This window comes from Paenibacillus sp. 102, assembly GCF_039549175.1.
In the GTDB taxonomy this organism is placed as follows: Bacteria; Bacillota; Bacilli; order Bacillales; family Bacillaceae_G; genus Bacillus_A.
Genome location: NZ_JBCGHT010000001.1, coordinates 705953 through 729759 on the forward strand (window position 1 = coordinate 705953; position 23807 = coordinate 729759).

Here is a 23807-nt window from a genome sequence, read left to right on the forward strand (position 1 = left end):
TAAAGGTGGTGAAATCATGCATAGTCAAATGTTAAAAGGTGTGCTCGAAGGATGTATCTTATATATCATTTCCCAAGAGGAAGTGTACGGATATGAGCTCAGTACGAAACTAAATAAACATGGCTTTACATTTGTAAGTGAAGGCAGCATATACCCTTTACTATTACGCATGCAAAAAGAAAAACTCATTGCTGGCACATTAAAAGCTTCTAGCCTTGGACCAAAGCGAAAATATTATCATGTAACCGATAAAGGATTCGAACAACTAGAAGAGTTTAAGAAGAGCTGGGGGATGGTTTCGACGACGGTAAATAATCTATTACAGGGAGAGTGAGATGGATGAAAGCAAAAGATTTGATTGAGCTAAATAATAAAAAACGCAAACTATTGACAGAGGAAAATGAAGCTGCTTATGGGGATATGCTCGTTTACATTCGATTAGCTAATATCCCAGAACAGCAAGTAGAAGAACTGCTATTAGAGATTTTAGATCACTTGCTTGATGCACAAGAAGAAAATAAAAACGCTTATGATATTTTTGGAAATGACTTACAAGCTTACTGTGATGAAATTATCGTTGCTCTTCCAAAACAAAATAGGTGGCAGCGTATAGCCACTCCAACATTTATGAGTAGTTACTTACTCGCTATATTTTTCGCCATCAATTCTCTCGCTGCTTTTATTTTGCCCTTTTTCTCTGAAAACGAACGATTTCAACCTGTACATGTAAATCTTATCTTTGTGTTTGTAATAATTATTGCAATACACCTTCTCATTCGTTTTGTATTTGATTTTATCAAAGGAGATTTATTCAACAACCCCATGAGTAATTGGAAGCGTATAAAGGGATTCATTTTCCAACAAAGTCCATGTTTTATACTCATTGGCGTTTCTTTATTCTTTATAGACCATCCATTTTTAAATTATCAGCTTTCTCCTTGGATTGGTGCCTTTCTTGCCATCATTTTGTATCTTTTTTATAAGTTTTTTTATAGACGTATAAATTTTTAACAGCCTCCAAAAAGGCTGTTTTTCTTCTGTCTAATTTTACAAATTGAAAAATTTCATAAAGAAAATAAGAAAAATGCAAAATAATTAAAGTTAATTGTTGACGTGATGCTTTTATTATCGGTATCATATTTCTTCGTGAGCAATTATTTTTCGTTATACGATTTTTTTATTATTACTGAATTTTTGAGAGGGGAAATTTGATGTCACTTAAGAAGAAAACGCAAGTACGCACCGGCAAAATGGTACGTGAACTAATGTTAGCAGACGAAGATGTTAATGCTTCGCTAATTATGGTATATAGTGAGAACGGTGTAAATGCAGAAATTAAAATCGAGGGCTTAACGCCGAAATGTAACGAAGAATTATTTTTGAGCGGAAACGTAGATTGGAACAAAAGTGTGATTTATAAAATTGTCGATTTCACAGGTAACGCTGAAGTTGGTAAAGTTACATTAACAGCAATGAACAAAAACAATGTTTCCCTAGAAATTGAACGCGTTATGTGGAGTAAAGAAAACAAAGAGGCAGCTGAACAAGAAGTAACGCCTGTAGAAACTGCTCCTAAAAAAGAAGTAGTAGCCGAAAAGGCACCTAAAGTAGTCACAGCTGCTCCTAAACCTGTTACACGTGTTGAAGAACCTGTTGTAACCCCTAAACCTACTCCGGCACCAGCGCCAAAGCCAGTGCGTTCAGAGACAGTTGTAGTTGTAGCTGCACCTATTCCAGCACCTGTAAAGAAAGTAGTACCCACTCCAGTTGCAAAGCAAGAAACGGTTACAGCTACCAAACCAAAACAAGCGACTTCACCTGAAGCAAATTCTAAACTACAAGAAAATTATGTGAAGCTTGTGAAAAAGACAATTGAAGTATGTCAGGATTACGAGCTTGGCATCGATATAGATGATTCTATTGAAAACTTAAAAGAAGAATTACAAAACCAAGGTATTAGCGTTACTTTTGATAAAGAAATTATGGATGTTGTAAATCGTCTTCGTTCTTTACAAGACAAAGGAATTAAAGTAGAAAAAGTACTTAATTTATTATAAAGAAAATAAGGAGGTGGCAAATGCCACCTCCTTATTTTTTATAATTCCATTCATTACTTTCATACTTTTCTTTTGCTAATGTTTGCACTTCCTGAAGTTGTTCTTCCGTTAATTCATATGGAACAAGCTCAACATCTAAACCTTTTTCAAACCCAGCATGGAACGCTTCAATTAACTGTTCAATTGTAAACGTACGATCTGTTAATGCATTGATTGCAACTGCTTTAGAAGAAAACATGCTCTTCATACGTTCTTTTACCCGCTCATTTGGGAATAAAAACAAATCATACAGCTCATCTAAATCGATTTCTAGTGGAATCGAACCATGCTGCAGAATAACTCCTTTTTGACGCGTTTGCGCACTTCCAGCAATTTTTCTTCCTTCAACAACAATTTCATACCAAGACGGCGCATCAAAACATACACCTGAACGTGGATTTTTCAAATTTTCACGATCTGCCTCTGTTTTGGGAACCGCATAATATGCTTCTAACCCTAATGCCTTAAACCCGTCTAATAACCCTTGTGAAATGACACGGTAAGCTTCCGTCACTGTTTTTGGCATATTTGGATGATCCTCAGATACAATAACGCTGTATGTTAATTCCTTATCGTGCAATACGCCCCTACCACCTGTTTGACGGCGAACAAATCCATACTCCTTCTCTTTTACTACATCCATATTGATGTCTTTTTCTACACGCTGAAAATACCCCACTGTTAATGTTGGCACTTCCCATTCATAAAAACGAATTGTTGGTGACATTTCCTTTGCACTTTGCCAATTTAACAAGCACTCGTCTAACGCCATATTAAACGCCGGTGAACATTGACCAGAGTTAATATAACACCATTTTTCTTTTCCCATCCTGCACCTCATATAACCAATTATTTTTCACAATCTCTAGTCTAACAAATTCGACAAAATTTGTGAAAGAATACGAAATTTCTTCTTCTTAACGAACGAACCTGTTGCATAAATACATATGGGCATTATAATATTGAAAGTAGGATAAGAAAAAAGGGAGCGATAGAATCGTGTCAACAAACTTAATTATTATACTAGCCGTAGTTCTAGCATTCATCGGCTACTCTGCATGGATGTTTTTCTATCAGAAAAGATTAATTAAAACACTTTCAGAAGAAGAATTTCGCGCTGGCTACCGTAAAGCACAGCTTATCGATATTCGTGAAGCAGATGAATTTAACGCTGGTCATATTTTAGGTGCTCGTAACATTCCATTATCACAAATTCGTATGCGTTACAAAGAGCTACGTAAAGACCAACCTGTCTATTTATACTGCCAAAGCGGATTCCGTACAGGACGTGCCGCTCAATATCTAAAAAAACAAGGTTACAAAGATTTCTACCAATTACAAGGTGGATTTAAATCTTGGACAGGCAAAATTAAAAAGAAATAATATTTTAAAGAACTAGCATAACTCATCAGCTAGTTCTTTTCTTCCATGTTGTTCGCAATATACAATAAGTTTTGTTTCACTTCTTCCTCATTTCCTAATTCTACATTGCGGTATAGCAATTGATACTCTAATCCTTTCTCTCTCCAAATGAGTGTCGCAAATTCTTCCCCCTGTTCACCCTCATCCCTATTTTTAAAATAGGTAGCTGAACCATTATCTAATCTCATTTTTTCATGAAATCGATTTTGTTCTACAATATAAGGAAAACTGTAAGAAAAATTAGCAACTGTTAATTCTACATAATCTTTTCTTCCTTTTTCTTGTGGTTTATATTTTATCGTCAAGACAGCGTTCTTCTTCCCAATTGTTCTTACTTCTCCTTTTACATCATTCATAACATCGTACGGCAAATACGTCGGAACTTTATATGCTGCCGAAAAATATTTTTTTGTATCTTTTAACGAAATGGGACCAGATACAAGATCTACAGCTCCATCCGCATTTCCCACAAATTGTTTTTCTTCTTTCGCCGTTTGTTGGAATGAACATGAGCTCAGCAACATACTAGAAAACACGAAACAAATGATTCTTTTTTTCAATTTGTTTCCGCCCTTTCATACCGCTCCTTTTGCGAACAAAGCGTTAATATGTTGTTCATATTCGCTTCTACTATCCACTCTCCCTTTGAAAACTTTCCTCGTTATTTTCACACATTTTGACATGCGGTATCTTTTTAGACAAAAAAAGACTTTTCGTTACTCTTACGCCCAAAAAGGTCACGCGAATAACGGAAAGTCTTATTTATAAAATAGATTGTGAAAAGCTTTTCAGGTCAAGTCTTTTTCAGTATTTTTCCATTCTTATCTATTTGCCTTTATAATGAATGAAGAGGTGATACATATGGCGAATATAAAACAAATTGCGAAAACCGCTGGAGTATCTATCACGACGGTTTCACGCGTGCTAAATGACCATCCCTACGTAAGTGATGAAAAGCGAAGACGCGTTTTAGATGCAGTTGAAGAGCTAAATTATGCAAAAAATATAAATGCAGTTCATTTAATAAAAGGAAAAACATTTACGGTCGGGGTGATGCTTCCTTTTATCAATGTGCCCTACTTTAGTACCATTATTGAAGGGATTGGAAATGAAGCATTAGCTGCTGGTTATCATATTAATCTGTGCCAAACGAATTACGATAGCAAAGAAGAACTCCGTGTTTTAGAAATGATGAAAATGAAACAATTTGATGGCATGATTATTTGCTCACGAGCAAGCTCGTGGGAGCAAATTGAACCTTTTGCAAAGTTTGCCCCTGTCATCTCATGTGAAAAGATGACGCCTCCCCTTATTTCATCCGTATATGTTGATCATTATGAAGGATTTCGCATCGGTACAGAATATTTATTACAAAAGGGACATGATTACATCGGGGTTTGCCTAGCTCGCGAACACAGTGCCAATACAAAACAACGAAAACAAGCATTTTTTAATACGCTCCATTCATCTGGAAAAACGGTTCATCAAGACTGGATGTTTTATCAATGTTATACGATGAAAGACGGTTCCAAAGTCATGCAAAACATATTAAAAATGAAAAAACGTCCCACTGCTATCTTTGCTGCAAACGATCAAGTTGCAGCTGGTTTATTAACAGAAGCAAAAAAACAAGGTCTGCGCGTTCCAGGTGATATAGCAATTCTAGGGTTCGATAACCATGAAATTTCCGAAGCTTTAGAGATTACAACAATTGAACATCCTGGAAAAATCATGGGGTCTCATGCTTTTTCCATGTTTTGTAAACAAATACAAAACGAGCAAATCCAAAATAATTCAAAAGAACTCTCTTTCAGATTAATTGAGCGTCAAACCGTATAAAGAGTATCTAATTAGGTACTCTTTTTTAGATGTCCTTCCTATTGACTTTATTTTTTCTTTCTTTTATACTCAAACTAACGAACGGTAGGTAGGGGATGAAAATGACAGCAAACCGCATTAAAGCTGTAGCACTTTCTCATTTCGCACGCTACGGCTATGAAGGGACTTCATTAGCAAATATTGCTCAAGAAGTCGGGATTAAAAAGCCATCGATTTACGCACACTTTAAGGGAAAAGAAGAATTATATTTCGTCTGCTTAGAAGCAGCCCTGCAAAAAGATTTACAATGCTTTACTGATGATATAGAAGCACTTTCGGAATCATCTACTGAGGTATTGCTCGTAAATCTGTTAAACGGTTATGCAAAACGATTTGGTGAGAGTGAAGAATCAATGTTTTGGTTACGCACTTCTTATTTTCCACCCGATGCATTTCGCGAGCAAATTATTGAAAAAGCAAATGCTCACATTGAGAATATTAGGGAACTTTTATTTCCTGTATTCAAACGAGCAAATGAACAAGGTGAACTGCATAACATTGAAATGAAAGACGCTCTAGAGGCTTACTTATGCTTACTTGATGGTCTTATGGTTGAACTATTATACGCAGGTTTAAATCGCTTTGAGACCCGCTTAAACGCCTCTTGGAAAGTGTTTTGGCGCGGCCTTTCAAAATGACGGATTGCTTTCTTTGCAATGCGTCGTTTTTCAGCCCTTTACCTAACGACTGGTAGGAAGGAGAAGTAATATATGGCATGGATTTATGTAATTTTAGCTGGCATTATTGAAATTTTTTGGGTGATTGGACTAAAGCACGCGGAGGCACCACTTGAATGGATTGGTGTCGCTCTATTAATTACAATTAGTTTTGTCCTATTATTTAAAGCCTATAAAGATCTGCCTGTAGGAACTGTATATGCTGTGTTTACAGGTATCGGAGCTGGTGGAATCGTTCTTACAGAGATTTTTATTTTTGGAGAACCTTTTTCAATTGTAAAAGTTTTATTAATCGGTTTAATCTTCTTCGGAGTAATTGGTTTAAAACGAGTAACAGGTGAACAAGAAGAGAAGGAGGCCGCATAAAATGGCATGGGTATTTTTAATTATTGCTGGTATTTGTGAAATCGTTGGTGTACTGTTTATGAAAGTAGCCACTGAAAAAAAAGGCTGGGCACCAAAGCTTATTTTAATCGCCAACTTTGGCGTAAGCTTCTTCTTCTTATCACTTGCAATGGATTCATTACCGATGGGAACAGCTTACGCAATTTGGACAGGAATTGGAACGGCTGGAAGTGCACTTTTAGGCATTTGGATCTTCCGCGAATCAGCTGATTGGCGTCGTCTTGCCTTCTTAAGCTGCATTTTATGCGGTGCAGTTGGCTTAAAATTAATGAGCTAACGTGAGGTGAATGTCATGTGGAAAGAAAAAGGGAAACAGCTTCTGACAGGAATTCTGATTGGAATCGTTATTCTACTGCAAATGAGCTTTCATATTATAGAGTGGCTATTCCATAAAGTTATTTCTGTTCTTACCTTCCTTCCCAACATGGCACTTGAAGTCGTATCCATTGTTTGGTCAATTATCGCTTCCATCATGATTATTATCATTTGGAGTATCGCTAAATTTTGGAATAAAACAACAAAAAAAGACAGTTCTTCTGAAAAGAAGTAACTGTCTTTTTTATGCTTAATGATTCTCATTTTTTGATTTTCTAAAGAAATTAGATGTAATAAGACATATGATTCCAAAGATAAGAACTCCCCCACCTACGCCCTTATTCACATTCTCAAATACAACTATATCTGAAATAATATTAAGCATAATAAGTCCCCAGACAAATAAGACCACTCCAAAACCAAGTAGTATTCTTCCTTTTAACGTTTGCTTCCTCACCATGCAACCCTCCTGTAAAATTTTCAAACTCCAACTATATCCTCTTATCTTTTGGACATACTACAAAAAAGGAGCTGATTATATGCAAAATTCCATACATAAACATATCCTATTGTTGTTCTTCCTATTTCTTTTCTTTGTTATATGTTTCAGCCTACTCTTACATGCACCAAAAGATATGCCGAGCACCGTTTCGGTTTATAAATTACTCTTGTGTTATTTCCCTTATTGAAAAAGGTGTCTTGTGATGAGACACCTTTTTACTGTACGTTTTTCCTTTTTTCTAATGATACTTCCTGTTTTTATAAATCACGTGCTTCATAAATTTTAATCGTAATAAACATAGAAGCGATATATATACTAGCTACTATAATCCCCCCAATTATAAATACCACAACATGTGATGGATTCATGATCCAATCCATGAATGACAATGCTATTTGATTTGTTGATCCTTCCTCAATAAATATCCCAATAAGAACAGCTATTCCAACTGCTAGCCCTGTAAATATTCCTCGTACTACTTTTGACTTTGTTCCGTAATAACTAGGAAACAAAGCTGCTATAAAAACAATCGAAACAAAAGCCCCCCTTACTACTACATACCATGGAATCTCAATGTATAAATTAGGATGTTGTACACCTATATCACCGATTGAAGCTACACCTTTGATGAGCTCCAACACTGCTATTGTCACAACCATCCCTACTGCAATGAATATTGCACTAGAGATATATTTGGCAATTATAATATCCCTTCGCCTTACAGGTAAGCTATTAAAAACAATTTCACTTTTATTTCTTTCATCCATTGCTATTAATACCATCGCTGAGGAAATCGTTATAAGTAAGCAACTTAGAGGAAATGCTGTTTCTCCATTTGGTTCTAAAATAAAAAACAGAAAAGGCATAATAATATTAACCAACCAAGTTACTCGAAAAAAGAATAAATCCTTATATACGAGCTGACGCATAAGCACCTCTCCCTTTCGCTGTATACACAACAATATCATCTAAAGACGGTTTTTCGATCACAACTTCTTGTCCAAACCAATCTTCAATCGCTTGCTTATCTCTCGCTAACCCTTCAAAGCCAAATTTATTTTTCCGTAATCCGATAAAGAGTTCTTTTCCTTCTGAATCTAATAAATCATTACTCCCTTTTACAATCACATGATTTTCTAATATTTCGTCTTTTTCTCCCGTAAAAACAATTTCACCTTCGTGAATAAAGGTAATATAATCGGCAATACGCTCTAAGTCTGTTGTGATATGTGTCGAGAATAATACCGATACTTCTTCTTCCATCACCATTTCTTGCAGCATATCCAGTAGTTCACTACGGACAACTGGGTCTAAACCTGACGTTGGTTCATCCATAATAATAAGCTTTGCATGATGTGATAACGCCATCGTAATTGCAAATTTCATTTTCATTCCTTTTGATAACTGCTTAATCTTTTTGTTTTTCGGAACTTGTAATCTCTCCATGTATGATTGATATTTTTCTTCATCCCATTTTTTATATAATGGTGCGATAATCCGTTTCATCTGTTCACACGTTAATTCTTCGTAGTAATGGTTTTCATCATATACGAATCCGATATTTTGCTTAATTTCTTTTTCTGCTTTTGTATTGTCCTTACCGAAAATCGTAATATCCCCACTATTTCGCCTTACTAAATTCATAATCATTTTAATGGTCGTACTTTTCCCAGCCCCATTCGGTCCAACAAATCCCATAATATATCCACGTGGCAATGTAAAGCTTACATTTTTCACCGCAAAATCTTCATAGTTTTTACAAACATTTTTTAGCTCTAACATCCCTCTCACTCCCCCTTATATAAAAACGCAATCATCTGCTCTAATTCTTCAAGTGAAAGCTGCAAAAATTTACTTTCCTGGACAATCTCTTCTACTTTACTTTCTAGTAAGCGCAACCGCTGTTCTCGCAAGAGTTCGTTGTTTTGCATGGAAACATATGTCCCTTTTCCAGCAACTGTTTCAATATATCCTTCTTTTTCAAGCTCTTCGTACGCACGTCTCGTCGTAATCACACTAATTTGCAGTTCTTTCGCTAAGCTACGGATAGACGGCAATTGATCTCCACCCTTTAGACCACCGTTTAAGATAAGCTGCCTTAATTGCTTACTAATTTGTTCATAGATAGGGTCTGGGGAAGAATTTGAAATAATAATATTCATGTTTTCCTCCACTGTGTATACACTGTATATACTTTATATATACAGTATATACACACCATCCTATTTTTGGCAAGAAAAAAAGACCAACAATTTCCTGTTGGTCTTCCATATATGTATCACTTCTCAAAGCGATCTAACATTTCATCTCTCATCCCAAAACTAACAACCGCAATTCCTACATACATAAAAATAAGAAATGCCGGATGCACTGCATTGTACCAGCTGCTATCAACGATTAAATATACCGTTAATGCTACAACAAGTACAAACGCTAAAACAAACATATAAAAGTGTCTTGTACTACCCATGATAAACTCCTCTCTTCTCACTTCACCATTCAACAGTATATTTTATCGAATAATTCGATATGACTCAAGGTTAACTTTCTTTTATATAATCAAGTTCCACCTTTACAATGTCATCACAAGCTATTGAAATAATTGTTCCTTGTTTATCAATCGCTGTTACTTCTGCGTTATCCATTACACGATGTGCTACACGCTCTAACATTTTTCCATGATCACGATAACAAAATTCCTTTATATCTTTAATCGTTTTACCATTTTCTAAATGATACACCATTCTGTAACACTTATAGCCCATTCTCTCACCCCAAATTGTTCGTTTTTTCACATATACATAAAAATGAGTTATGTCTCCCTCATTACACCCTCTTAATTTCAATAAAATTCTAACAAAAATACACAATTTTATCAAACTGACTTTTTCAACAAAAAAGCCTAAAAAACAACGTTCTTCCCTATTATTACAGAAAATATAAAAATCCTTTACATTATTTTCATAATCTCTGCACAAATTCTCCACAAAAAAAGAACCCGCGTATAGCGAGTTCTTTTCATTTTACAGGTACTCAAACTTGTACAGGAGCTGGCTTTTGATAACGTAAAACTGGTTTACGAGCAGCCATTGTTTCATCAAGACGCTTAATTACCGTCGTATGTGGCGCTTCTTGTACAACTTCTGGATTTTCTTCTGCTTCTTTTGCAATTTGAATCATCTTATCGATGAATCCATCTAATGTTTCTTTTGATTCTGTTTCTGTTGGCTCAATCATAATACATTCTTCCACGTTTAATGGGAAGTAAATTGTTGGTGGATGGTAGCCAAAATCAAGCAGGCGTTTTGCAATATCTAGCGTACGTACGCCAAGTTTCTTTTGACGACGACCTGATAATACAAATTCATGCTTACAATGTCTATCAAATGGAAGATCGTAGAATGGCGCTAATCTTCTCATCATATAGTTAGCATTTAATACTGCATATTCTGTTACTGCACGTAGGCCATCTGGACCCATAGAACGAATATACGTATAAGCACGAACGTTAATACCAAAGTTTCCATAGAATGGTTTTACGCGTCCAATTGCTTGTGGACGATCGTAGTTAAAGTGATAGCCATTTTCTGTTTTCTCTAAAATTGGTTTTGGTAAAAACGGAATTAAGTCTGCTTTTACACCTACTGGGCCAGAACCTGGGCCACCACCGCCATGCGGACCTGTAAATGTTTTATGAAGGTTTAAATGTACAACGTCAAATCCCATGTCTCCTGGGCGCGCTTGACTTAATACTGCATTTAAGTTTGCACCATCATAATACAATTTACCGCCTGCATTATGAACGATTTCTGCCATTTCTAAAATATTTTCTTCAAATAAACCAAGTGTATTTGGATTTGTTAACATAAGTGCTGCTGTTTCTTCGTTCACAACACGTTTTAAGTCTTCTAAGTCAACAAGACCATTTTCATTTGATTTTACTGTAATTGTTTCAAATCCTGCTACTGTTGCAGATGCTGGGTTTGTTCCGTGCGCAGAATCAGGAACAATTACTTTCGTACGGTTAAAATCACCGTTTGCTTCATGATATGCACGGATTAGCATTAGTCCTGTCCATTCCCCGTGTGCACCAGCTGCTGGTTGAAGTGTAACAGTATCCATACCTGTAATTTCAATTAAATGTTCTTGTAAGTCATACATCAATTCCATTGCACCTTGCACCGTTTTTTCATCTTGAAGCGGATGAATGTGTGCAAATCCTGGGAAACGTGCCACATTTTCGTTAATCTTTGGATTGTACTTCATCGTACAAGACCCTAATGGATAGAATCCAGAGTCAACGCCGTGGTTACGATTAGAAAGCGCTGTGTAATGGCGCATAATATCAAGTTCAGACACTTCTGGAAGCTCAGCATCTTCGGTGCGAATATAATCGCTCTCAAACACATCTTCTAATTTTACTTCTTCTACATCTAATTGGGGTAAGCTATATCCTACGCGTCCTTCTCTGCTCACTTCAAAAATAAGTGCTTGGTCTTGGTTCTTCATTGGATAGCCCCCATTTCGTTTACAAGTGTGTCAATTTCCTCTTTTGTACGAAGCTCTGTTACTGCTAGAAGCATATGATTTGCCAGCTCTTTATAATCACGACCTAGATCATATCCACCAATAATATTCTTTTGTACTAATACATCATTTACTTCTTGTACTGGACGTTTGCAATTTACAACAAATTCATTGAAGAATGGACCAGCAAATGTTACTGAGAATCCTTTTGCTTCAAATTGACGTTTTGCATATTGTGCTTTAGAAACATTTTGGCGTGCCATTTCTTTCACACCTTGTCTTCCAAGTGCTGTCATTGCAACAGATGCTGCTAATGCATTTAATGCTTGGTTCGAACAAATGTTAGATGTCGCTTTATCACGACGAATGTGCTGTTCACGAGCTTGTAACGTTAACACAAAGCCACGTTTGCCATCTGAATCCACAGTTTGTCCAACAAGACGTCCTGGAATTTTACGCATAAATGCTTTCGTTGTTGCGAAATAACCGCAATGTGGTCCACCAAACTGTGTTGGAATACCAAATGGTTGCGCATCACCAATTACAATATCCGCACCAAATTTACCTGGTGGTGTTAATGCTCCTAATGATAACGGGTTGGAAGAAACAATAAATAATGATTTTTGCTGGTGAACGATTTTCTCAATATCGGCTAACTTCTCCACTTGTCCGAAGAAGTTTGGATATTGAACGATTACGCAAGCGACTGTATCATCCACTTCACTTTGTAATACATCTAAATCTGTTACACCGTCTTTATGATCAATTTCAACAACTTCAAGATGTTGACCTTTTGCATATGTTTCAAGTACTGCTCTTGATTCTGGGTGAACTGCTTTAGAAACAAGAATTTTCTTTTTGCGCGTATGACCAGCTGCTAACATTGCCGCTTCTGCTAAAGCTGTACCTCCGTCATACATAGAGGAGTTTGCTACATCCATTCCTGTTAATTCACAAATCATTGTTTGGAATTCAAAAATCGCTTGTAATTCCCCTTGTGAGATTTCTGGTTGGTATGGTGTATAAGCTGTATAAAATTCTGAACGAGAAATAACATGATCAACAATGACTGGTGCATAATGATCATATACACCTGCTCCTAAGAAGGATGCATACTCTTTTAAATTCGCATTTTTACCAGCAAGCTCAGACAGTTCTTTTAAAAGCTCTGGTTCTGATTTCGCTTGTTTAATGTTTAAGTCCCCTTTGAAACGAACACTTTCTGGAATATCAGAAAATAATTCATCGATCGTTTGAACGCCGATCGTTTGTAACATTTCTTTTTTGTCTTCTTCTGTCATTGGAAGATAACGATGCAACATGAAATCTACCCCTCTCCCCGTTACTTTGAACGTTTGTAAAATGGTGTTGGAACGACTACTGCTTTGACGCGTTTATTACGAATCTCAATTTCTATTTCTGTATCAACTGCTGCGTATTTTACATCAACTAATGCTAAACCAATGCTTTTCTTTAACGTTGGAGATTGTGTACCACTTGTTACTTCCCCGATTTTTTCTTCGCCGATATATACAGGGTAATGAGTACGGGGAATACCACGCTCAGTTACTTCGATGCCGACTAATTTACGAGGTGCACCGTTTTCTTTGTATTCTTTTAATGTTGCTTTTCCAAAGAAATCTGCCTCTTTGTTTGTTTTTACTGCGAATCCTATTCCAGCTTCAATTGGTGTAATATCTTTTGATAGTTCTTGTCCATAAAGTGGAAGTGTCGCTTCAAAACGAAGTGTATCACGAGCTCCTAAACCACATGGTTTTAAGCCGTTTTCTGCTCCAACTTCAAGAAGTTTCTCCCAAAGTTTTGCAGCGTCTTCACTCTTACAGTAAATTTCAAATCCATCTTCACCTGTATAACCAGTGCGGGATACAAGTGCAGGAGTACCATCTACAAGAACATCGTTTTTAAATTTAAAGAACTTAATTTCTTTCAAATCTTCTGACACAACTTTTTGTAAAATGCCTTCTGCTTTTGGTCCTTGAATTGCCAGCTGTGCAATTTCACTAGAAACATTGACTACTTTCGTATCGCCAATTACATGACTTGCTAACCACTCGTAATCTTTTTCGATATTCGATGCGTTGATTACTAATAAGTAGTCTTCTTCACCACGTTTGTAGATTAATAAATCATCTACTGTACCACCATTTTCGTAACACATTGCTGTATATTGTGCGCCTCCTACCTTTAAGGTAGAAACGTCATTTGTAACAACACGTTGTAAAAATGCTAAACTATCTGCACCTGTTACTTCCACTTCTCCCATATGAGATACATCAAACAGGCCTGCAGCTGTTCGAACAGCTTCGTGTTCTTCTTTAATGCTTGAAAATTGAACTGGTAATTCCCAACCACCAAAGTCGATTGTTTTTCCGCCATACTTCGCGTATACATCAAATAGCGGTGTACGTTGTAATGTAATCATGTTCTTTCCCCCTTATGCTGTCTATGACAAATCAATAAAAGTTGGCTTCCCGTATCTAAACATTTTTGTTCTGAAAAGACGGGATATACGGAATCTCAATGTATTTTTTTATGAAAGCGTAAATAAAAAAGCACTTTCTTGGATAAAATACGAAAGATTCCACACATTTCACACCATTATCCTAACATTTTTCGATCTATTTCATCAATATTCTAGCATAAAAAATAATTTGGAATTTTTTATTCTTATACTTGCAAAAACAACTTCACCTAAAAATGCTAGAAATTATATTTTTTAGTGAAGAGTATAATAATAACCGTTTTAGTTTACAGAAGGTGGGAGAGTTTCAATGAATGTCGATATTTCCGTAGATCGGACATGGCAAAATAATTTTTTAAAACGAATTGATGAGGACGGCCCTTGGACAAATTGGGAATTATATAATTTAGCATATAAAACAGAAAAATCATTACTTGTCCCTACATTTGATGGTTTGCAAGCTCCAAAACATTTATCTCATTTCACACCGCTTCCTCATCAGTTAGAAGTAGCACAAACTGTTATTGAGCAAATGAATGGAAAAGCGATACTAGCAGATGAAGTTGGGCTTGGGAAAACCATTGAAGCAGGTCTTATTTTAAAAGAATATATGGTGCGCGGTCTTGTTAAAAAAGTACTTATACTCGTTCCAGCCTCTCTTGTTTCCCAGTGGGCATATGAACTCAACACAAAGTTTTTTATCCCTGCAGTTGCCCAGAGAAAAAGCTACTCATGGGAACAAGCTGACGTCATCGTTTCATCGATTGATACAGCGAAGCGTTCACCGCATCGTGATATCGTTTTAAATTTGGAATATGATCTCATCATTATTGATGAGGCACACAAACTTAAAAATAATAAAACAAAAAACTATGAATTTGCGCAGCTTCTCAAAAAAAAGTTTTGTTTATTACTAACTGCAACACCTGTCCAAAACAAAATCGATGAAATCTTTAATCTTGTTTCCTTATTAAAGCCCGGTCATTTAGGGAATCAATCTAACTTCGAAGAATATTACGCTTCTAAAAATCGCTCTTCAGAGTCAGATGAAGATTTAAAAGCACTCATTAACAAAGTGATGGTAAGAAATCGGCGAAATGGTACGGGAATCGAATGGCCGAAAAGACATGTCCGAACAATATTTATTGATTTTAATGAGGAAGAGCAATCTTTATATGATGCAATTGAAAATTGGAAAGGACAAGATGCTTTTACCTCTGCCTTTTCATCATTAACTTTGAAACGAGAAGTATGTAGTAGCCGTGAAGCAGTTTATTACTCACTCAAAAAGCATGTGGAAAAAAGACAAAAAGAAAATGAGAATTATATACCAGACCCATATATCGATGTTTTGATGGATAAAATCAATCATATTCCTTTTAATTCAAAAGCAAATCAAGCACTAGATCTTATAAAAGAAATTGATGATAAAGTCGTCATCTTTACAGAATACAGAGCAACACAAATGTATTTACAATGGTTTTTAAAACAGCATGGTATTTCATCGGTTCCCTTTCGAGGTGGATTCAAACGCGGAAAAAAAGATTGGATGAAAGAGCTTTTCCAAAATCATGCACAAGTGTTAATCGCAACAGAAGCAGGCGGCGAAGGGATTAACTTGCAATTTTGTAGTCATATGATTAACTACGATTTACCATGGAATCCGATGCGACTTGAACAGCGAATTGGACGTATTCATAGGCTGGGTCAAAAAAATGATGTTCATATTTATAACTTAGCAACGAAACATACAGTTGAAGAACATATTTTAAAACTTCTATATGAAAAAATTAATTTATTTGAGCGAGTCATCGGTGAACTTGATGAGATTTTAACAAGAATCAATATGAAAAATATCGATGCGCATATTCAAGAAATTTTCGCAGGGTCAAAGAGCGAAGGAGAAATTCGAATTAAGATGGAAAATTTAACATCTATCATCGACTTTGCGAAGAGAAACGAAGCTGAGGTGCAAGGTTATGCAGCAACATGAAATTCATAATTACTTATGGAGTTTTTTTGAAGCAAACGACTGTGAAATTTCCCGGCGTTCCCGGCATCTACTAGATGTACAATTAACAATTGAGATGGATAAACTATTAATGAATCGCCCTTTTTATTGGCATTACCTTGAGAAAACAGGTGGCATCCCAAATCCGATGCGCCTCACTCTCATTACAGAGCCAGAGAATGACGAAGAGGAAGGTGAGCTTATTCACTACGGCTCTCCTCGCCTGCATCAAATCTTTCAAACAACAAAAGAGCTCGGTTCATACATACGTTTATTCGAAGAAGTGAATTCAGGGGGTACAGCTCATACACCACTTCATCCATGGCTTGGCGTCAATGTAAAAGTATGTTATCAATGTGATCGAAAGAAAGACATGCTTCATTCCATCGGGATTCATCTTATTTCTGGAACAATGATTACAAACTTTCATGAAACATTAGCGAAAATTCGGCTCACACCAAAAATACCGGATTTCAGTTTTACACTTACTCCAATTATTAAACCGCAAAGCGGACTGCAACGAATAGAAGATGCATTGAAAAATCTCATCGCAGCTGATGATCATACGTGGGCTGAAGAAGCACATGTGCGCTGGAATCATGATTTAGATCTTCTAAATCGCTTTTACGAAGAAAGTGAAGAGCTTCCCGAAAGCTACGAAATAGAAAAACAAGCATTACAAGAACAATACGAACCGCGTATTACAATGCAAATTATAAATGGCGGGCTTTTTTATGTAACCGCTAATCACTTTTTTTCATAAGAAAAGCCCCTTCAGGTGAGAAGGAGCTTTTCTTATGTTTTTCCGTTATACTTTCGGCCATCGTTATGTTCTTGTTGCTGCTTTTCTGTCATTCGCTTTTGATATTCCCTATCTTTTGCACTCACATGGTTTGCATCTGTTGGAAGATTCTTTTTCGAACGTCCTACGCCATTGCTCATCTCTTTCACCCCTTATGCTTTTCAAATTCATTCTTATTGTCAGCTAGAGGGGCAATCCTTATACAAAAATAAGAGAAGCTTTTCGCTCCTCTTATTCCTTCACATATTTCTGAAACATATCGTGCAAGCCTTGATTTACGAGATGAGAGATCTGTTCGTCAGATTTATGCGGATAACGATCACGCAACCTGATAGATGCTTTCACCATTAAATTTTCTAATACAGAACGGCCACCTTCACCATAAATAATTTCAGCATATTCTACAAGCCTTCCATCTTCTATTGTCGCTGGATTATGATTGAAGAAAAATTTACTCATTGTCTCCACCTCTCTTTTTTTGATAACGTTTACATTTATATAGATTATTTATGTTATTTATTTCACAATATTGTATGCACGTATAGATGATTAGTTTCATTATAAAACAACATGACGATAGGAATAACTTAAGTTTTCGTCAATTTTGTGAACAAACCATCAAAAATGAAAGCGTTTTAATTATTATATAATAAAAAAGATTACCACGCTAGGGGTCAATCTTTTTTATTTCTACTAAACTATGACTTACGCTTCACTTCGTACACGCTAAAGACTTTTGTCATATCTATATGCACCCTCTTGAAGCTGATTGAGACTGATTTCTAATTTAGAATGCTTATATTTCTTGCTATATATAAGTTATCAAATTAATCTTGTACGATATTCAGAAATTATATTGTAGAATATATCTATAGCTAAGGAGGCATAACATGAACCAAAATAAGAAAGTTGTATTCGATCTTATCTTTTATCTCGTCTTTCCTTTTGTCATTTGGAAATTCGCAAAAACTCATATTGATCCTTATTACGCGATGCTTATTTCCTCGGTACCGGGAATTCTTTATACGCTCTACTGCTTTAAAAAAGAAAAACAACTCAATGTTACAGGGTTCTTTATTCTCATTACCCTTATTGCTAACACGACAGTAGATTTACTATCTGGTTCTGCTGAGCGAATGCTTTGGAACGACGCCTATTATCATATCGTACTCGGGTTAATTGTCATCTGTACGATTTTTATTAAGAAACCACTCATGTTATATTTCGCAGCTGATATCGCAGTACTACAAGGGCATGACCGAGATAAAAGTCGCATCCTTTACCGCGATAAACTTATATATCCAGCACTACAGTATTTAACATTATTTTTCGGTCTCCAATTCATTTTAAAAAGCTTTTTAAAAATCTATTTCATCTCTGTTTTTGGTGTAGAAGGATATGGTGAAATGAGAGCAATCATGACCGCTGTTGGTTGGGGAATTTCCATATGTATTGGTATAGGGTTTGTATGGGTAAATAATAAAATACACGCAGTAATTGAACAGAACGAATCTACCCAATAGGGTATAAATTATCAAAAGAAATGATAAAAATCCCCCTGTACATGTACAGGGGGATTTTTATAGGTTTGTCTGTCGAATCGATGACAAGTATACACTCATCGCCAAAATTGTACTATACCACCTAATATTATTACTAGCGGTAAATCATTCCAATTTTTATTAACTTGTTTTCTTTCTTTTCTTCTTTACATTTTGATAAAACAAAGCTGCGCTAAGCGGCATCATTCCAAACCATCTGTTTAGAAATGGAGCTTTTTCAGCACGGCGTTGTTCTTTCTTCTGCTTTCGATCCTCTTTTGGAGCATCCATATATGATACAAATTGTTGCGTCACAAAACGTACATAATCATTAGTAGACATATTATCATCACCTCTACTTGATTAGTATGTCCACTTTTTTATTCATTAATCTTTCGCTCTAGCTCTTCCATAATCTCTTCCGCACTCTTATTTGTTGTATCAATATGTACATCTGCTTCTTCATAATATGCCCGGCGGTTCTCAAACTTCTCTACAAACGCCTCTATGTTCTCTTTTTGAAATAATGGACGCGTCGTATCCCCGCGAAGACGTTCTGCAATAACATACGGATCACAATATAAATATACAACCGTCCCATTCTCTTTCATCCACTGGCGATTCTCCTCGCGTTCAACAATGCCGCCACCCGTAGTAATAATTATATTGCTCGTTGGTAATGAACATAGCATTTCGCTTTCGTATTGACGGAAAATGCTTTCCCCTTCTTCTGCAAAAATATCACGAATTAACTTTCCCTGCTTCTCTTCAATTTTTTGATCTGTATCTACAACTGAAATATGCAGTTGCTCACTTAGCATTCTCCCAATTGTTGTTTTTCCAGCTCCCATATAGCCTGTTATGTAGATGGATTTCATTTTGTTACCTCTTTCCTGTCGAATTGGTTATTGTTTAATTATTTGTATTATAGCGAAAGATGGGCTACTGCGGTTTATTTTATATGCTGCTTGCACAAATTATTGAACTACCCCCGCCTTCACTTCGTTTAGAGGAGGTTGGTCTTCTCGGTTAAAATGATAAAAAACGTTTTGCCCTTAATTTTGTACCAAGAACAAAACGTAATGGTAATACAACTTCTACCTCATCGCTCCTCTACCCAATTCATAACCCGTTTATTTATTTTATCGTATTGAAAATTCACTTTATAAGAATGCTTTTGTTCCGTCATACACTGCAATGTAACAAATACAATTTCATTTTCAAATACATAATCCCCACTCGCTTCACCATTTTCATATTGAAATGAAAATACATCATTTTGTTCTTTTACCTGCAAATCTTTCTTTATTGAGGCGACTGCTCGATCGGTAATCTCTTCTAACAAAAATTTTTGCTGCGCCTCTTTATAAAACCTTTGATCAGATTGCAACATATTTATTTCATATACAAAGAATGAAAACAGTAAGAAAAGAAGAATTAATGTTCCCGGCATCGCAAAACCATCTTGTTTTCTCATGTTTTTAACTCAATAGGTGTGTAACGTGTTGCCACACCGTGATACATTTTACCGCTTATATCTTGCACATGTATGGTTAATACATTAGTTGTTACTTCATAAGAAACTGAACTTACCTTTTGTAATATAATCTCCATCCCTAACGTATTTACTTTTCTCACGATATTATTTCCTAACACTTCATATGTTACATTAGCTCCGTTACTCAATTGAAAAAGGAGTAGATCCTCGTGATTTTCTAACTTGACACCTTTTCCCATTTGACTCTCCCTAAATTCTAATTGTACTTGTTCCATGAACACATCCCATTCCCAACTATTTATTTGCTTCGAATACGGTTTCTCGATAAATAAACTATGGAGGCGCGGCACAAGAAGAAAGAAAATAGATAAAAACAATACACATAACAGCATTTCTAGTAACGTAAATCCCGCTTCTCCCTTTTTACTTTTGGACATAGCGACATTGTTCCATTCTTTTTTGTTTAACGTCTTCCCAAATTGTACAAACCTCTTCTTCCTGCCAATGAGTCCGATATACAACACCATCTATTGTCTCCTCTTTTTGCTGCTTCGGCCGATTTTGATACATATATAGCGCTGCTTCCCTCTTCAACAATACGTGTGCTTTATACCGAAATTGAATATTTTTTCTTTCTTGCATAATAAGAAGTGTTTGCGGAAGCAACAGTGACACAGCCATCATTAATAAACTTAACGATACGAGCATTTCGAGCATAACCGATCCTTTTTGGCACTTCACGATACGTAAATCTCCCTCTCCCAAGTTGAAATACAATTTCATAAGTACGCGAGCGATAAGAAAGTAGGATTGTACCACCTTGGTTTATATTTCCATTTGCATTATAGGTCATTGGATTCGGAAAAGTATTTAAATCAATCTTTATATCACGTTCATATTCCCGAATAAAAAGGGAACGTTTGTCACCAGATTCCCAAATGCTATACATATGTTTTTCAGGGCTCCATCGTAACATATGAAGATTCCGACGGTTTATTGCTAACTGCTGCATATACAATATATCTTGTGAAAATTGTTTTAAAAACTGTTCGACTGTTTGCCTTTCATATAATGGTGCAACGTTAAAATAAGTAACAACACTCAATATCGAAATAATGGATAGAACGAGGAGCATCTCTAAAAATGTGAATCCCTTTTGTTTCACGATTTACCAGCTACGGATACTGCACCATCATCACTTGAAATACTAATTTGTTCCCCTTTTGGACACGTTGTGGAAGTAATATACTTATCTTTCACTAATTCGTCGATAGTCGGTATCTTATTATGTTGTAATTGATAAGCCTGCACTTGTGATTCGACCGATTTTACGTAAGCATCACAACCTTTTCCTTGCACGGAAGAACGCTGTTTAATGACATTTGGAATAATTAATAGAAGCAATACCGAAATAACAACCATCACTAATAGCATCTCTAAAAGAGTAAATCCTTTTTCATTCTTCATTTGAACTACCTCCTAAATAGAATTCATCATTTGAAACATCGGCATAATCATCGCTAAATACATAAGAACAACAATTATGCCAATGCATGTAAACAGAAGTGGTTGAATAATGACTAAAATGCGTTGAATCTTCCTTTCCATTTTTTCAATCGTTAATTCACTATAATCTCCTAATTCTGTCGCTAAGCTTCCGTTTGCTTGTCCATGTGCAATAACGTAAGACAGTTCACGCTCGTAATAACTGCTCTTCATAATAATAGAATCCAGCTGTTCGCCCGCAATTAATAACTCTTCAATCCGAGTGGCTTCACATTGAAAAAACGGGTGATGTTTTTGTTCGCTCATTAACGTTAAAGCTTCAAGTACCGATAATCCACCTTGTAATAAGCCGCTTAATTGAACAGAGAAATAATGAGAATTTGTTAAAATAAGAAATGTTTTTACAAGGGGAATTCGCACCATAATATTTACTCTTTGAATAGGTGGAAGCTTTCGTAGATAAAACACATATACGCATACCCCAAGTGCAATGACGAGAAAAAATCCACCAATTATATATGGGAGTATTTGAATAAAAGACATAATCTGATCAGTAAAGGAAGCGGAGGTCGCACGTAAAGAACTGTACAATGTCTCAAATTGAGGAAGCAAAACAAGGTTGAATACAGCAAGAATTCCTAGTAAAAAAAGGGATAAAAAAATCGGATAACGGAGAACTTTCATCATATCCTTTTGATGCTTATCCTTCCTATGGAGGAGTACACTTCCTTGCTTTAAAGCAAAGGAAACATCACCATGTTGCTGCGCATAAAATAAATAACTTAATATGTCCGGATGAAACATCATTTGGTGAAAAGCATCATGTAAACTTTGTCCATTTTTTAATTCTTCGATAATATGCTGCAGTTGTAGCCGTTTTGTAGAGGATAATTGAAACTGTAAAAATTCTAACGCTTGTAAGAGAGAGTAGCCTTTTTCTAACAATTCCCCCAGCCTTCTTAATAACAAGACTTGTTCATGTAATCGCCATCCTTTTCGTTCAAACATACACATCCTCTTCTAAAAAACCTAAGGCATATCCTTTTCTTATACATGATTGCAATGTTTCATAATGATAGGTTACATGCTCTCCATTCGCTTCACGAATCGCTTGTTTTAATTCAAGACCATATAATAACTCATAAATGCTTGCTTGCCGCACTTTCCTCATCATTTTGCATAACGGCGAACATTTTCCTTTGCAAAATGGACACTTCAATTCAACAAGACGTTGCGCTGCCACTGCAAGTAATGATTGTTCAATTTCTTGCCTTGTAATTCCATAGTCCATCAAACGCAGCACAGCTCCTTTTGCATCGTTTGTATGCAACGTTGTCATCACTAAATGTCCTGTTAAACTTGCACGTACAGCTACTTTCGCTGTTTCTTCATCACGAATTTCACCGACTAAAATAATATCAGGGTCATGACGCAAAATCGCTTTTAAACCGGTTGTATACGTGATACCTGCTTTTTCATTAATTTGAATTTGTAATAAACCATCCTTTCGTTTTTCGATTGGATCCTCAAGTGTCACAATACGACGCGTTTGTCCCTTTTTAGCTACCTCTAACAAAGCATACATTGTCGTTGTTTTTCCAGATCCTGTCGGCCCAGTAAATACGAGTAATCCATGAGAATGATGTAAAAAAGAGAGAAGTGTTTTCGCGGAGCTTGGAAATAAAGAGAGATGAGAAATTGGTTGAATCGACGCTTGTAAGTGCAAACGAATGACGAGGCTTTCTAGATACACAGTTGGCAGCGTAGAAAGACGCAAATGAACTTCTTGTCCATCAATTTGTAAATACAATGATCCATTTTGCGGCTTACGTCTTTCACCTATGTCCATAGACGCTAAAAATTTAAAATGCGAAACAAGTCTTTCTCCAAATTCTTTTCTAATACAATGCTTCGTTACCAAATCTTTTCCAATACGTAATTGTATGACTGCATCTTCTTGGCGCGGTACGATATGTAAATCAGATGCTTGTAATGCACATGCTTCTTTCATAATTGTATTGGCAAAATGTTCAACACCATTCATCGTTATCCCTCCTCACTATGTATATATCATGAAGGGATACATAAGAAAAATCGTGATTTTCGCGTTTTCCCTTCCCTAAAAAGGAAAAATATGTTTGTGAA

Annotated in this window: 34 protein-coding genes and 1 pseudogene; 13 read left to right on the forward strand and 22 right to left on the reverse strand. The window is 36.0% G+C overall.

Annotated features, from left to right (window positions below; translation table 11 throughout):
• The first annotated feature begins 16 nt into the window (after nt 1-16).
• The 3 genes from AAIE21_RS03725 (at nt 17) to AAIE21_RS03735 (ending at nt 2057) form a co-directional block, all read left to right on the forward strand.
• Complete coding sequence (locus tag AAIE21_RS03725) at nt 17-334, forward strand: PadR family transcriptional regulator (protein ID WP_343265518.1); 318 nt, start codon at nt 17-19, stop codon at nt 332-334.
• 5 nt (nt 335-339) lie between these two features.
• A complete protein-coding gene (locus tag AAIE21_RS03730) occupies nt 340-1011 on the forward strand; it encodes a DUF1129 family protein (protein WP_343265519.1) in 672 nt (223 codons plus the stop codon).
• A 200-nt stretch (nt 1012-1211) separates the two neighbouring features.
• Nucleotides 1212-2057 carry a hypothetical protein gene (locus AAIE21_RS03735; protein WP_343265520.1) on the forward strand — a complete coding sequence of 282 codons (846 nt, stop codon included), beginning with the start codon at nt 1212-1214 and terminating at the stop codon, nt 2055-2057.
• A gap of 31 nt (nt 2058-2088) precedes the next feature.
• Here the strand turns inward: AAIE21_RS03735 and AAIE21_RS03740 are convergent, their stop codons facing one another.
• On the reverse strand, nt 2089-2925 hold the full coding sequence (locus AAIE21_RS03740; RefSeq protein ID WP_343265521.1) for a lipoate--protein ligase family protein: 837 nt from the start codon (nt 2923-2925) through the stop codon (nt 2089-2091).
• Nucleotides 2926-3095: 170 nt separating this feature from the next.
• Here AAIE21_RS03740 and AAIE21_RS03745 point away from each other — a divergent pair, with 170 nt between their 5' ends.
• Nucleotides 3096-3479 carry a rhodanese-like domain-containing protein gene (locus tag AAIE21_RS03745; protein ID WP_343265522.1) on the forward strand — a complete coding sequence of 128 codons (384 nt, stop codon included), beginning with the start codon at nt 3096-3098 and terminating at the stop codon, nt 3477-3479.
• A 29-nt stretch (nt 3480-3508) separates the two neighbouring features.
• Here the strand turns inward: AAIE21_RS03745 and AAIE21_RS03750 are convergent, their stop codons facing one another.
• A complete protein-coding gene (locus AAIE21_RS03750; protein WP_241814927.1) occupies nt 3509-4054 on the reverse strand; it encodes a DNA polymerase III subunit delta in 546 nt (181 codons plus the stop codon).
• A 325-nt stretch (nt 4055-4379) separates the two neighbouring features.
• On the opposite strand from AAIE21_RS03750, the gene AAIE21_RS03755 reads away from it, so the two are divergent.
• From AAIE21_RS03755 to AAIE21_RS03775, 5 genes are all read left to right on the forward strand, one after another.
• Nucleotides 4380-5357, forward strand: a complete 978-nt coding sequence (locus tag AAIE21_RS03755) for a LacI family DNA-binding transcriptional regulator (protein WP_343265523.1) — start codon at nt 4380-4382, stop codon at nt 5355-5357.
• 95 nt (nt 5358-5452) lie between these two features.
• Nucleotides 5453-6034 (forward strand): TetR/AcrR family transcriptional regulator, encoded by a 582-nt coding sequence (locus AAIE21_RS03760; RefSeq protein WP_343265524.1) that lies wholly within the window; start codon nt 5453-5455, stop codon nt 6032-6034.
• Between the two features lie 72 nt (nt 6035-6106).
• The gene (locus AAIE21_RS03765) at nt 6107-6439 is read left to right on the forward strand and encodes a DMT family transporter (protein ID WP_241814750.1); all 333 of its coding nucleotides are present in this window, start codon (nt 6107-6109) and stop codon (nt 6437-6439) included.
• Nucleotide 6440: 1 nt separating this feature from the next.
• Nucleotides 6441-6755 carry a DMT family transporter gene (locus AAIE21_RS03770; RefSeq protein WP_343265525.1) on the forward strand — a complete coding sequence of 105 codons (315 nt, stop codon included), beginning with the start codon at nt 6441-6443 and terminating at the stop codon, nt 6753-6755.
• 15 nt (nt 6756-6770) lie between these two features.
• A complete protein-coding gene (locus AAIE21_RS03775) occupies nt 6771-7028 on the forward strand; it encodes a DUF3975 family protein (RefSeq protein ID WP_343265526.1) in 258 nt (85 codons plus the stop codon).
• A gap of 15 nt (nt 7029-7043) precedes the next feature.
• Here the strand turns inward: AAIE21_RS03775 and AAIE21_RS03780 are convergent, their stop codons facing one another.
• The 9 genes from AAIE21_RS03780 to gcvT form a co-directional block, all read right to left on the reverse strand.
• Nucleotides 7044-7250, reverse strand: coding sequence for a hypothetical protein (locus AAIE21_RS03780; protein ID WP_481858650.1), 207 nt, complete (start codon nt 7248-7250; stop codon nt 7044-7046).
• A gap of 302 nt (nt 7251-7552) precedes the next feature.
• Nucleotides 7553-8224 carry an ABC-2 transporter permease gene (locus AAIE21_RS03785; protein ID WP_343265528.1) on the reverse strand — a complete coding sequence of 224 codons (672 nt, stop codon included), beginning with the start codon at nt 8222-8224 and terminating at the stop codon, nt 7553-7555.
• The gene (locus AAIE21_RS03790; protein ID WP_343265529.1) at nt 8205-9077 is read right to left on the reverse strand and encodes an ABC transporter ATP-binding protein; all 873 of its coding nucleotides are present in this window, start codon (nt 9075-9077) and stop codon (nt 8205-8207) included. Before AAIE21_RS03790 ends, AAIE21_RS03785 begins: the two co-directional genes overlap by 20 nt.
• 5 nt (nt 9078-9082) lie before the next feature.
• The gene (locus tag AAIE21_RS03795) at nt 9083-9457 is read right to left on the reverse strand and encodes a GntR family transcriptional regulator (RefSeq protein WP_343265530.1); all 375 of its coding nucleotides are present in this window, start codon (nt 9455-9457) and stop codon (nt 9083-9085) included.
• A 116-nt stretch (nt 9458-9573) separates the two neighbouring features.
• Nucleotides 9574-9765: a hypothetical protein gene (locus tag AAIE21_RS03800; protein WP_174099030.1), complete on the reverse strand. Its 192-nt coding sequence runs from the start codon at nt 9763-9765 to the stop codon at nt 9574-9576.
• A 70-nt stretch (nt 9766-9835) separates the two neighbouring features.
• The gene (locus tag AAIE21_RS03805) at nt 9836-10060 is read right to left on the reverse strand and encodes a DUF3929 family protein (protein WP_026049147.1); all 225 of its coding nucleotides are present in this window, start codon (nt 10058-10060) and stop codon (nt 9836-9838) included.
• Between the two features lie 268 nt (nt 10061-10328).
• Nucleotides 10329-11804, reverse strand: coding sequence for an aminomethyl-transferring glycine dehydrogenase subunit 2 (gene gcvPB, locus AAIE21_RS03810; protein WP_343265531.1), 1476 nt, complete (start codon nt 11802-11804; stop codon nt 10329-10331).
• A complete protein-coding gene (gene gcvPA / locus AAIE21_RS03815) occupies nt 11801-13144 on the reverse strand; it encodes an aminomethyl-transferring glycine dehydrogenase subunit 1 (RefSeq protein ID WP_343265532.1) in 1344 nt (447 codons plus the stop codon). Before gcvPA ends, gcvPB begins: the two co-directional genes overlap by 4 nt.
• A gap of 20 nt (nt 13145-13164) precedes the next feature.
• Entirely contained in the window at nt 13165-14265 is a 1101-nt protein-coding gene (gene gcvT / locus AAIE21_RS03820) for a glycine cleavage system aminomethyltransferase GcvT (RefSeq protein WP_343265533.1), read from the reverse strand.
• A gap of 349 nt (nt 14266-14614) precedes the next feature.
• On the opposite strand from gcvT, the gene AAIE21_RS03825 reads away from it, so the two are divergent.
• Entirely contained in the window at nt 14615-16297 is a 1683-nt protein-coding gene (locus tag AAIE21_RS03825) for a DEAD/DEAH box helicase (protein WP_343265534.1), read from the forward strand.
• Complete coding sequence (locus AAIE21_RS03830) at nt 16284-17078, forward strand: YqhG family protein (protein WP_343265535.1); 795 nt, start codon at nt 16284-16286, stop codon at nt 17076-17078. The genes AAIE21_RS03825 and AAIE21_RS03830 overlap by 14 nt, the downstream gene beginning before the upstream one ends.
• 32 nt (nt 17079-17110) lie before the next feature.
• Here AAIE21_RS03830 and AAIE21_RS03835 read toward each other — a convergent pair whose 3' ends face one another.
• Together AAIE21_RS03835 and AAIE21_RS03840 are read right to left on the reverse strand one after the other, a co-directional pair.
• Entirely contained in the window at nt 17111-17257 is a 147-nt protein-coding gene (locus AAIE21_RS03835; RefSeq protein ID WP_343265536.1) for a hypothetical protein, read from the reverse strand.
• Nucleotides 17258-17348: 91 nt separating this feature from the next.
• The gene (locus AAIE21_RS03840; protein WP_017150839.1) at nt 17349-17576 is read right to left on the reverse strand and encodes a hypothetical protein; all 228 of its coding nucleotides are present in this window, start codon (nt 17574-17576) and stop codon (nt 17349-17351) included.
• An 86-nt stretch (nt 17577-17662) separates the two neighbouring features.
• Between AAIE21_RS03840 and AAIE21_RS03845 the strand changes: the two genes are divergently transcribed.
• Nucleotides 17663-17767 (forward strand): GTP pyrophosphokinase, encoded by a 105-nt coding sequence (locus AAIE21_RS03845; protein ID WP_343265537.1) that lies wholly within the window; start codon nt 17663-17665, stop codon nt 17765-17767.
• Nucleotides 17768-18007: 240 nt separating this feature from the next.
• A complete protein-coding gene (locus AAIE21_RS03850) occupies nt 18008-18640 on the forward strand; it encodes a VC0807 family protein (protein ID WP_343265538.1) in 633 nt (210 codons plus the stop codon).
• A gap of 159 nt (nt 18641-18799) precedes the next feature.
• Here the strand turns inward: AAIE21_RS03850 and AAIE21_RS03855 are convergent, their stop codons facing one another.
• The 9 genes and pseudogenes from AAIE21_RS03855 to comGA all read right to left on the reverse strand — a co-directional run bounded on the left by AAIE21_RS03855 (nt 18800) and on the right by comGA (nt 23706).
• The gene (locus AAIE21_RS03855; protein WP_000106078.1) at nt 18800-19000 is read right to left on the reverse strand and encodes a YqzE family protein; all 201 of its coding nucleotides are present in this window, start codon (nt 18998-19000) and stop codon (nt 18800-18802) included.
• A 38-nt stretch (nt 19001-19038) separates the two neighbouring features.
• A complete protein-coding gene (locus tag AAIE21_RS03860) occupies nt 19039-19536 on the reverse strand; it encodes a shikimate kinase (RefSeq protein WP_343265539.1) in 498 nt (165 codons plus the stop codon).
• A gap of 224 nt (nt 19537-19760) precedes the next feature.
• Entirely contained in the window at nt 19761-20135 is a 375-nt protein-coding gene (gene comGG, locus AAIE21_RS03865) for a competence type IV pilus minor pilin ComGG (RefSeq protein ID WP_343265540.1), read from the reverse strand.
• On the reverse strand, nt 20132-20683 hold the full coding sequence (gene comGF, locus AAIE21_RS03870; protein WP_481858651.1) for a competence type IV pilus minor pilin ComGF: 552 nt from the start codon (nt 20681-20683) through the stop codon (nt 20132-20134). The genes comGG and comGF overlap by 4 nt, the downstream gene beginning before the upstream one ends.
• Nucleotides 20580-20897, reverse strand: a complete 318-nt coding sequence (locus AAIE21_RS03875; RefSeq protein ID WP_343265542.1) for a type II secretion system protein — start codon at nt 20895-20897, stop codon at nt 20580-20582. The genes comGF and AAIE21_RS03875 overlap by 104 nt, the downstream gene beginning before the upstream one ends.
• Nucleotides 20878-21321: pseudogene (gene comGD / locus AAIE21_RS03880) on the reverse strand (competence type IV pilus minor pilin ComGD); the annotation flags it as partial. The pseudogene comGD and the gene AAIE21_RS03875, both read right to left, overlap by 20 nt.
• The gene (gene comGC / locus AAIE21_RS03885) at nt 21318-21623 is read right to left on the reverse strand and encodes a competence type IV pilus major pilin ComGC (RefSeq protein WP_343265543.1); all 306 of its coding nucleotides are present in this window, start codon (nt 21621-21623) and stop codon (nt 21318-21320) included. The gene comGC and the pseudogene comGD, both read right to left, overlap by 4 nt.
• Before the next feature lie 12 nt (nt 21624-21635).
• Nucleotides 21636-22676, reverse strand: coding sequence for a competence type IV pilus assembly protein ComGB (comGB, locus tag AAIE21_RS03890; protein WP_343265544.1), 1041 nt, complete (start codon nt 22674-22676; stop codon nt 21636-21638).
• Entirely contained in the window at nt 22663-23706 is a 1044-nt protein-coding gene (comGA, locus tag AAIE21_RS03895) for a competence type IV pilus ATPase ComGA (RefSeq protein ID WP_343265545.1), read from the reverse strand. The genes comGB and comGA overlap by 14 nt, the downstream gene beginning before the upstream one ends.
• Nucleotides 23707-23807: the final 101 nt, after the last annotated feature.

Bases quoted from the DNA above. Each gene is read 5' to 3' on its own strand.
- AAIE21_RS03770 (WP_343265525.1), top strand. From the start codon at position 6,441: ATGGCATGGGTATTTTTAATTATTGCTGGTATTTGTGAAATCGTTGGT.
- comGA (WP_343265545.1), bottom strand. From the start codon at position 23,706: ATGAATGGTGTTGAACATTTTGCCAATACAATTATGAAAGAAGCATGT.
- comGB (WP_343265544.1), bottom strand. From the start codon at position 22,676: ATGTGTATGTTTGAACGAAAAGGATGGCGATTACATGAACAAGTCTTG.
- AAIE21_RS03760 (WP_343265524.1), top strand. From the start codon at position 5,453: ATGAAAATGACAGCAAACCGCATTAAAGCTGTAGCACTTTCTCATTTC.
- AAIE21_RS03795 (WP_343265530.1), bottom strand. From the start codon at position 9,457: ATGAATATTATTATTTCAAATTCTTCCCCAGACCCTATCTATGAACAA.
- AAIE21_RS03790 (WP_343265529.1), bottom strand. From the start codon at position 9,077: ATGTTAGAGCTAAAAAATGTTTGTAAAAACTATGAAGATTTTGCGGTG.
- AAIE21_RS03775 (WP_343265526.1), top strand. From the start codon at position 6,771: ATGTGGAAAGAAAAAGGGAAACAGCTTCTGACAGGAATTCTGATTGGA.
- AAIE21_RS03860 (WP_343265539.1), bottom strand. From the start codon at position 19,536: ATGAAATCCATCTACATAACAGGCTATATGGGAGCTGGAAAAACAACA.
- gcvPB (WP_343265531.1), bottom strand. From the start codon at position 11,804: ATGAAGAACCAAGACCAAGCACTTATTTTTGAAGTGAGCAGAGAAGGA.
- AAIE21_RS03805 (WP_026049147.1), bottom strand. From the start codon at position 10,060: ATGGGCTATAAGTGTTACAGAATGGTGTATCATTTAGAAAATGGTAAA.
- AAIE21_RS03765 (WP_241814750.1), top strand. From the start codon at position 6,107: ATGGCATGGATTTATGTAATTTTAGCTGGCATTATTGAAATTTTTTGG.
- AAIE21_RS03730 (WP_343265519.1), top strand. From the start codon at position 340: ATGAAAGCAAAAGATTTGATTGAGCTAAATAATAAAAAACGCAAACTA.
- AAIE21_RS03740 (WP_343265521.1), bottom strand. From the start codon at position 2,925: ATGGGAAAAGAAAAATGGTGTTATATTAACTCTGGTCAATGTTCACCG.
- gcvT (WP_343265533.1), bottom strand. From the start codon at position 14,265: ATGATTACATTACAACGTACACCGCTATTTGATGTATACGCGAAGTAT.
- comGC (WP_343265543.1), bottom strand. From the start codon at position 21,623: ATGAAGAATGAAAAAGGATTTACTCTTTTAGAGATGCTATTAGTGATG.
- AAIE21_RS03855 (WP_000106078.1), bottom strand. From the start codon at position 19,000: ATGTCTACTAATGATTATGTACGTTTTGTGACGCAACAATTTGTATCA.
- gcvPA (WP_343265532.1), bottom strand. From the start codon at position 13,144: ATGTTGCATCGTTATCTTCCAATGACAGAAGAAGACAAAAAAGAAATG.
- AAIE21_RS03845 (WP_343265537.1), top strand. From the start codon at position 17,663: ATGATTAGTTTCATTATAAAACAACATGACGATAGGAATAACTTAAGT.
- comGG (WP_343265540.1), bottom strand. From the start codon at position 20,135: ATGAGAAAACAAGATGGTTTTGCGATGCCGGGAACATTAATTCTTCTT.
- AAIE21_RS03800 (WP_174099030.1), bottom strand. From the start codon at position 9,765: ATGGGTAGTACAAGACACTTTTATATGTTTGTTTTAGCGTTTGTACTT.
- AAIE21_RS03785 (WP_343265528.1), bottom strand. From the start codon at position 8,224: ATGCGTCAGCTCGTATATAAGGATTTATTCTTTTTTCGAGTAACTTGG.
- comGF (WP_481858651.1), bottom strand. From the start codon at position 20,683: ATGGTGTTGTATATCGGACTCATTGGCAGGAAGAAGAGGTTTGTACAA.
- AAIE21_RS03735 (WP_343265520.1), top strand. From the start codon at position 1,212: ATGTCACTTAAGAAGAAAACGCAAGTACGCACCGGCAAAATGGTACGT.
- AAIE21_RS03725 (WP_343265518.1), top strand. From the start codon at position 17: ATGCATAGTCAAATGTTAAAAGGTGTGCTCGAAGGATGTATCTTATAT.
- AAIE21_RS03835 (WP_343265536.1), bottom strand. From the start codon at position 17,257: ATGAGCAATGGCGTAGGACGTTCGAAAAAGAATCTTCCAACAGATGCA.
- AAIE21_RS03755 (WP_343265523.1), top strand. From the start codon at position 4,380: ATGGCGAATATAAAACAAATTGCGAAAACCGCTGGAGTATCTATCACG.
- AAIE21_RS03830 (WP_343265535.1), top strand. From the start codon at position 16,284: ATGCAGCAACATGAAATTCATAATTACTTATGGAGTTTTTTTGAAGCA.
- AAIE21_RS03825 (WP_343265534.1), top strand. From the start codon at position 14,615: ATGAATGTCGATATTTCCGTAGATCGGACATGGCAAAATAATTTTTTA.
- AAIE21_RS03850 (WP_343265538.1), top strand. From the start codon at position 18,008: ATGAACCAAAATAAGAAAGTTGTATTCGATCTTATCTTTTATCTCGTC.
- AAIE21_RS03840 (WP_017150839.1), bottom strand. From the start codon at position 17,576: ATGAGTAAATTTTTCTTCAATCATAATCCAGCGACAATAGAAGATGGA.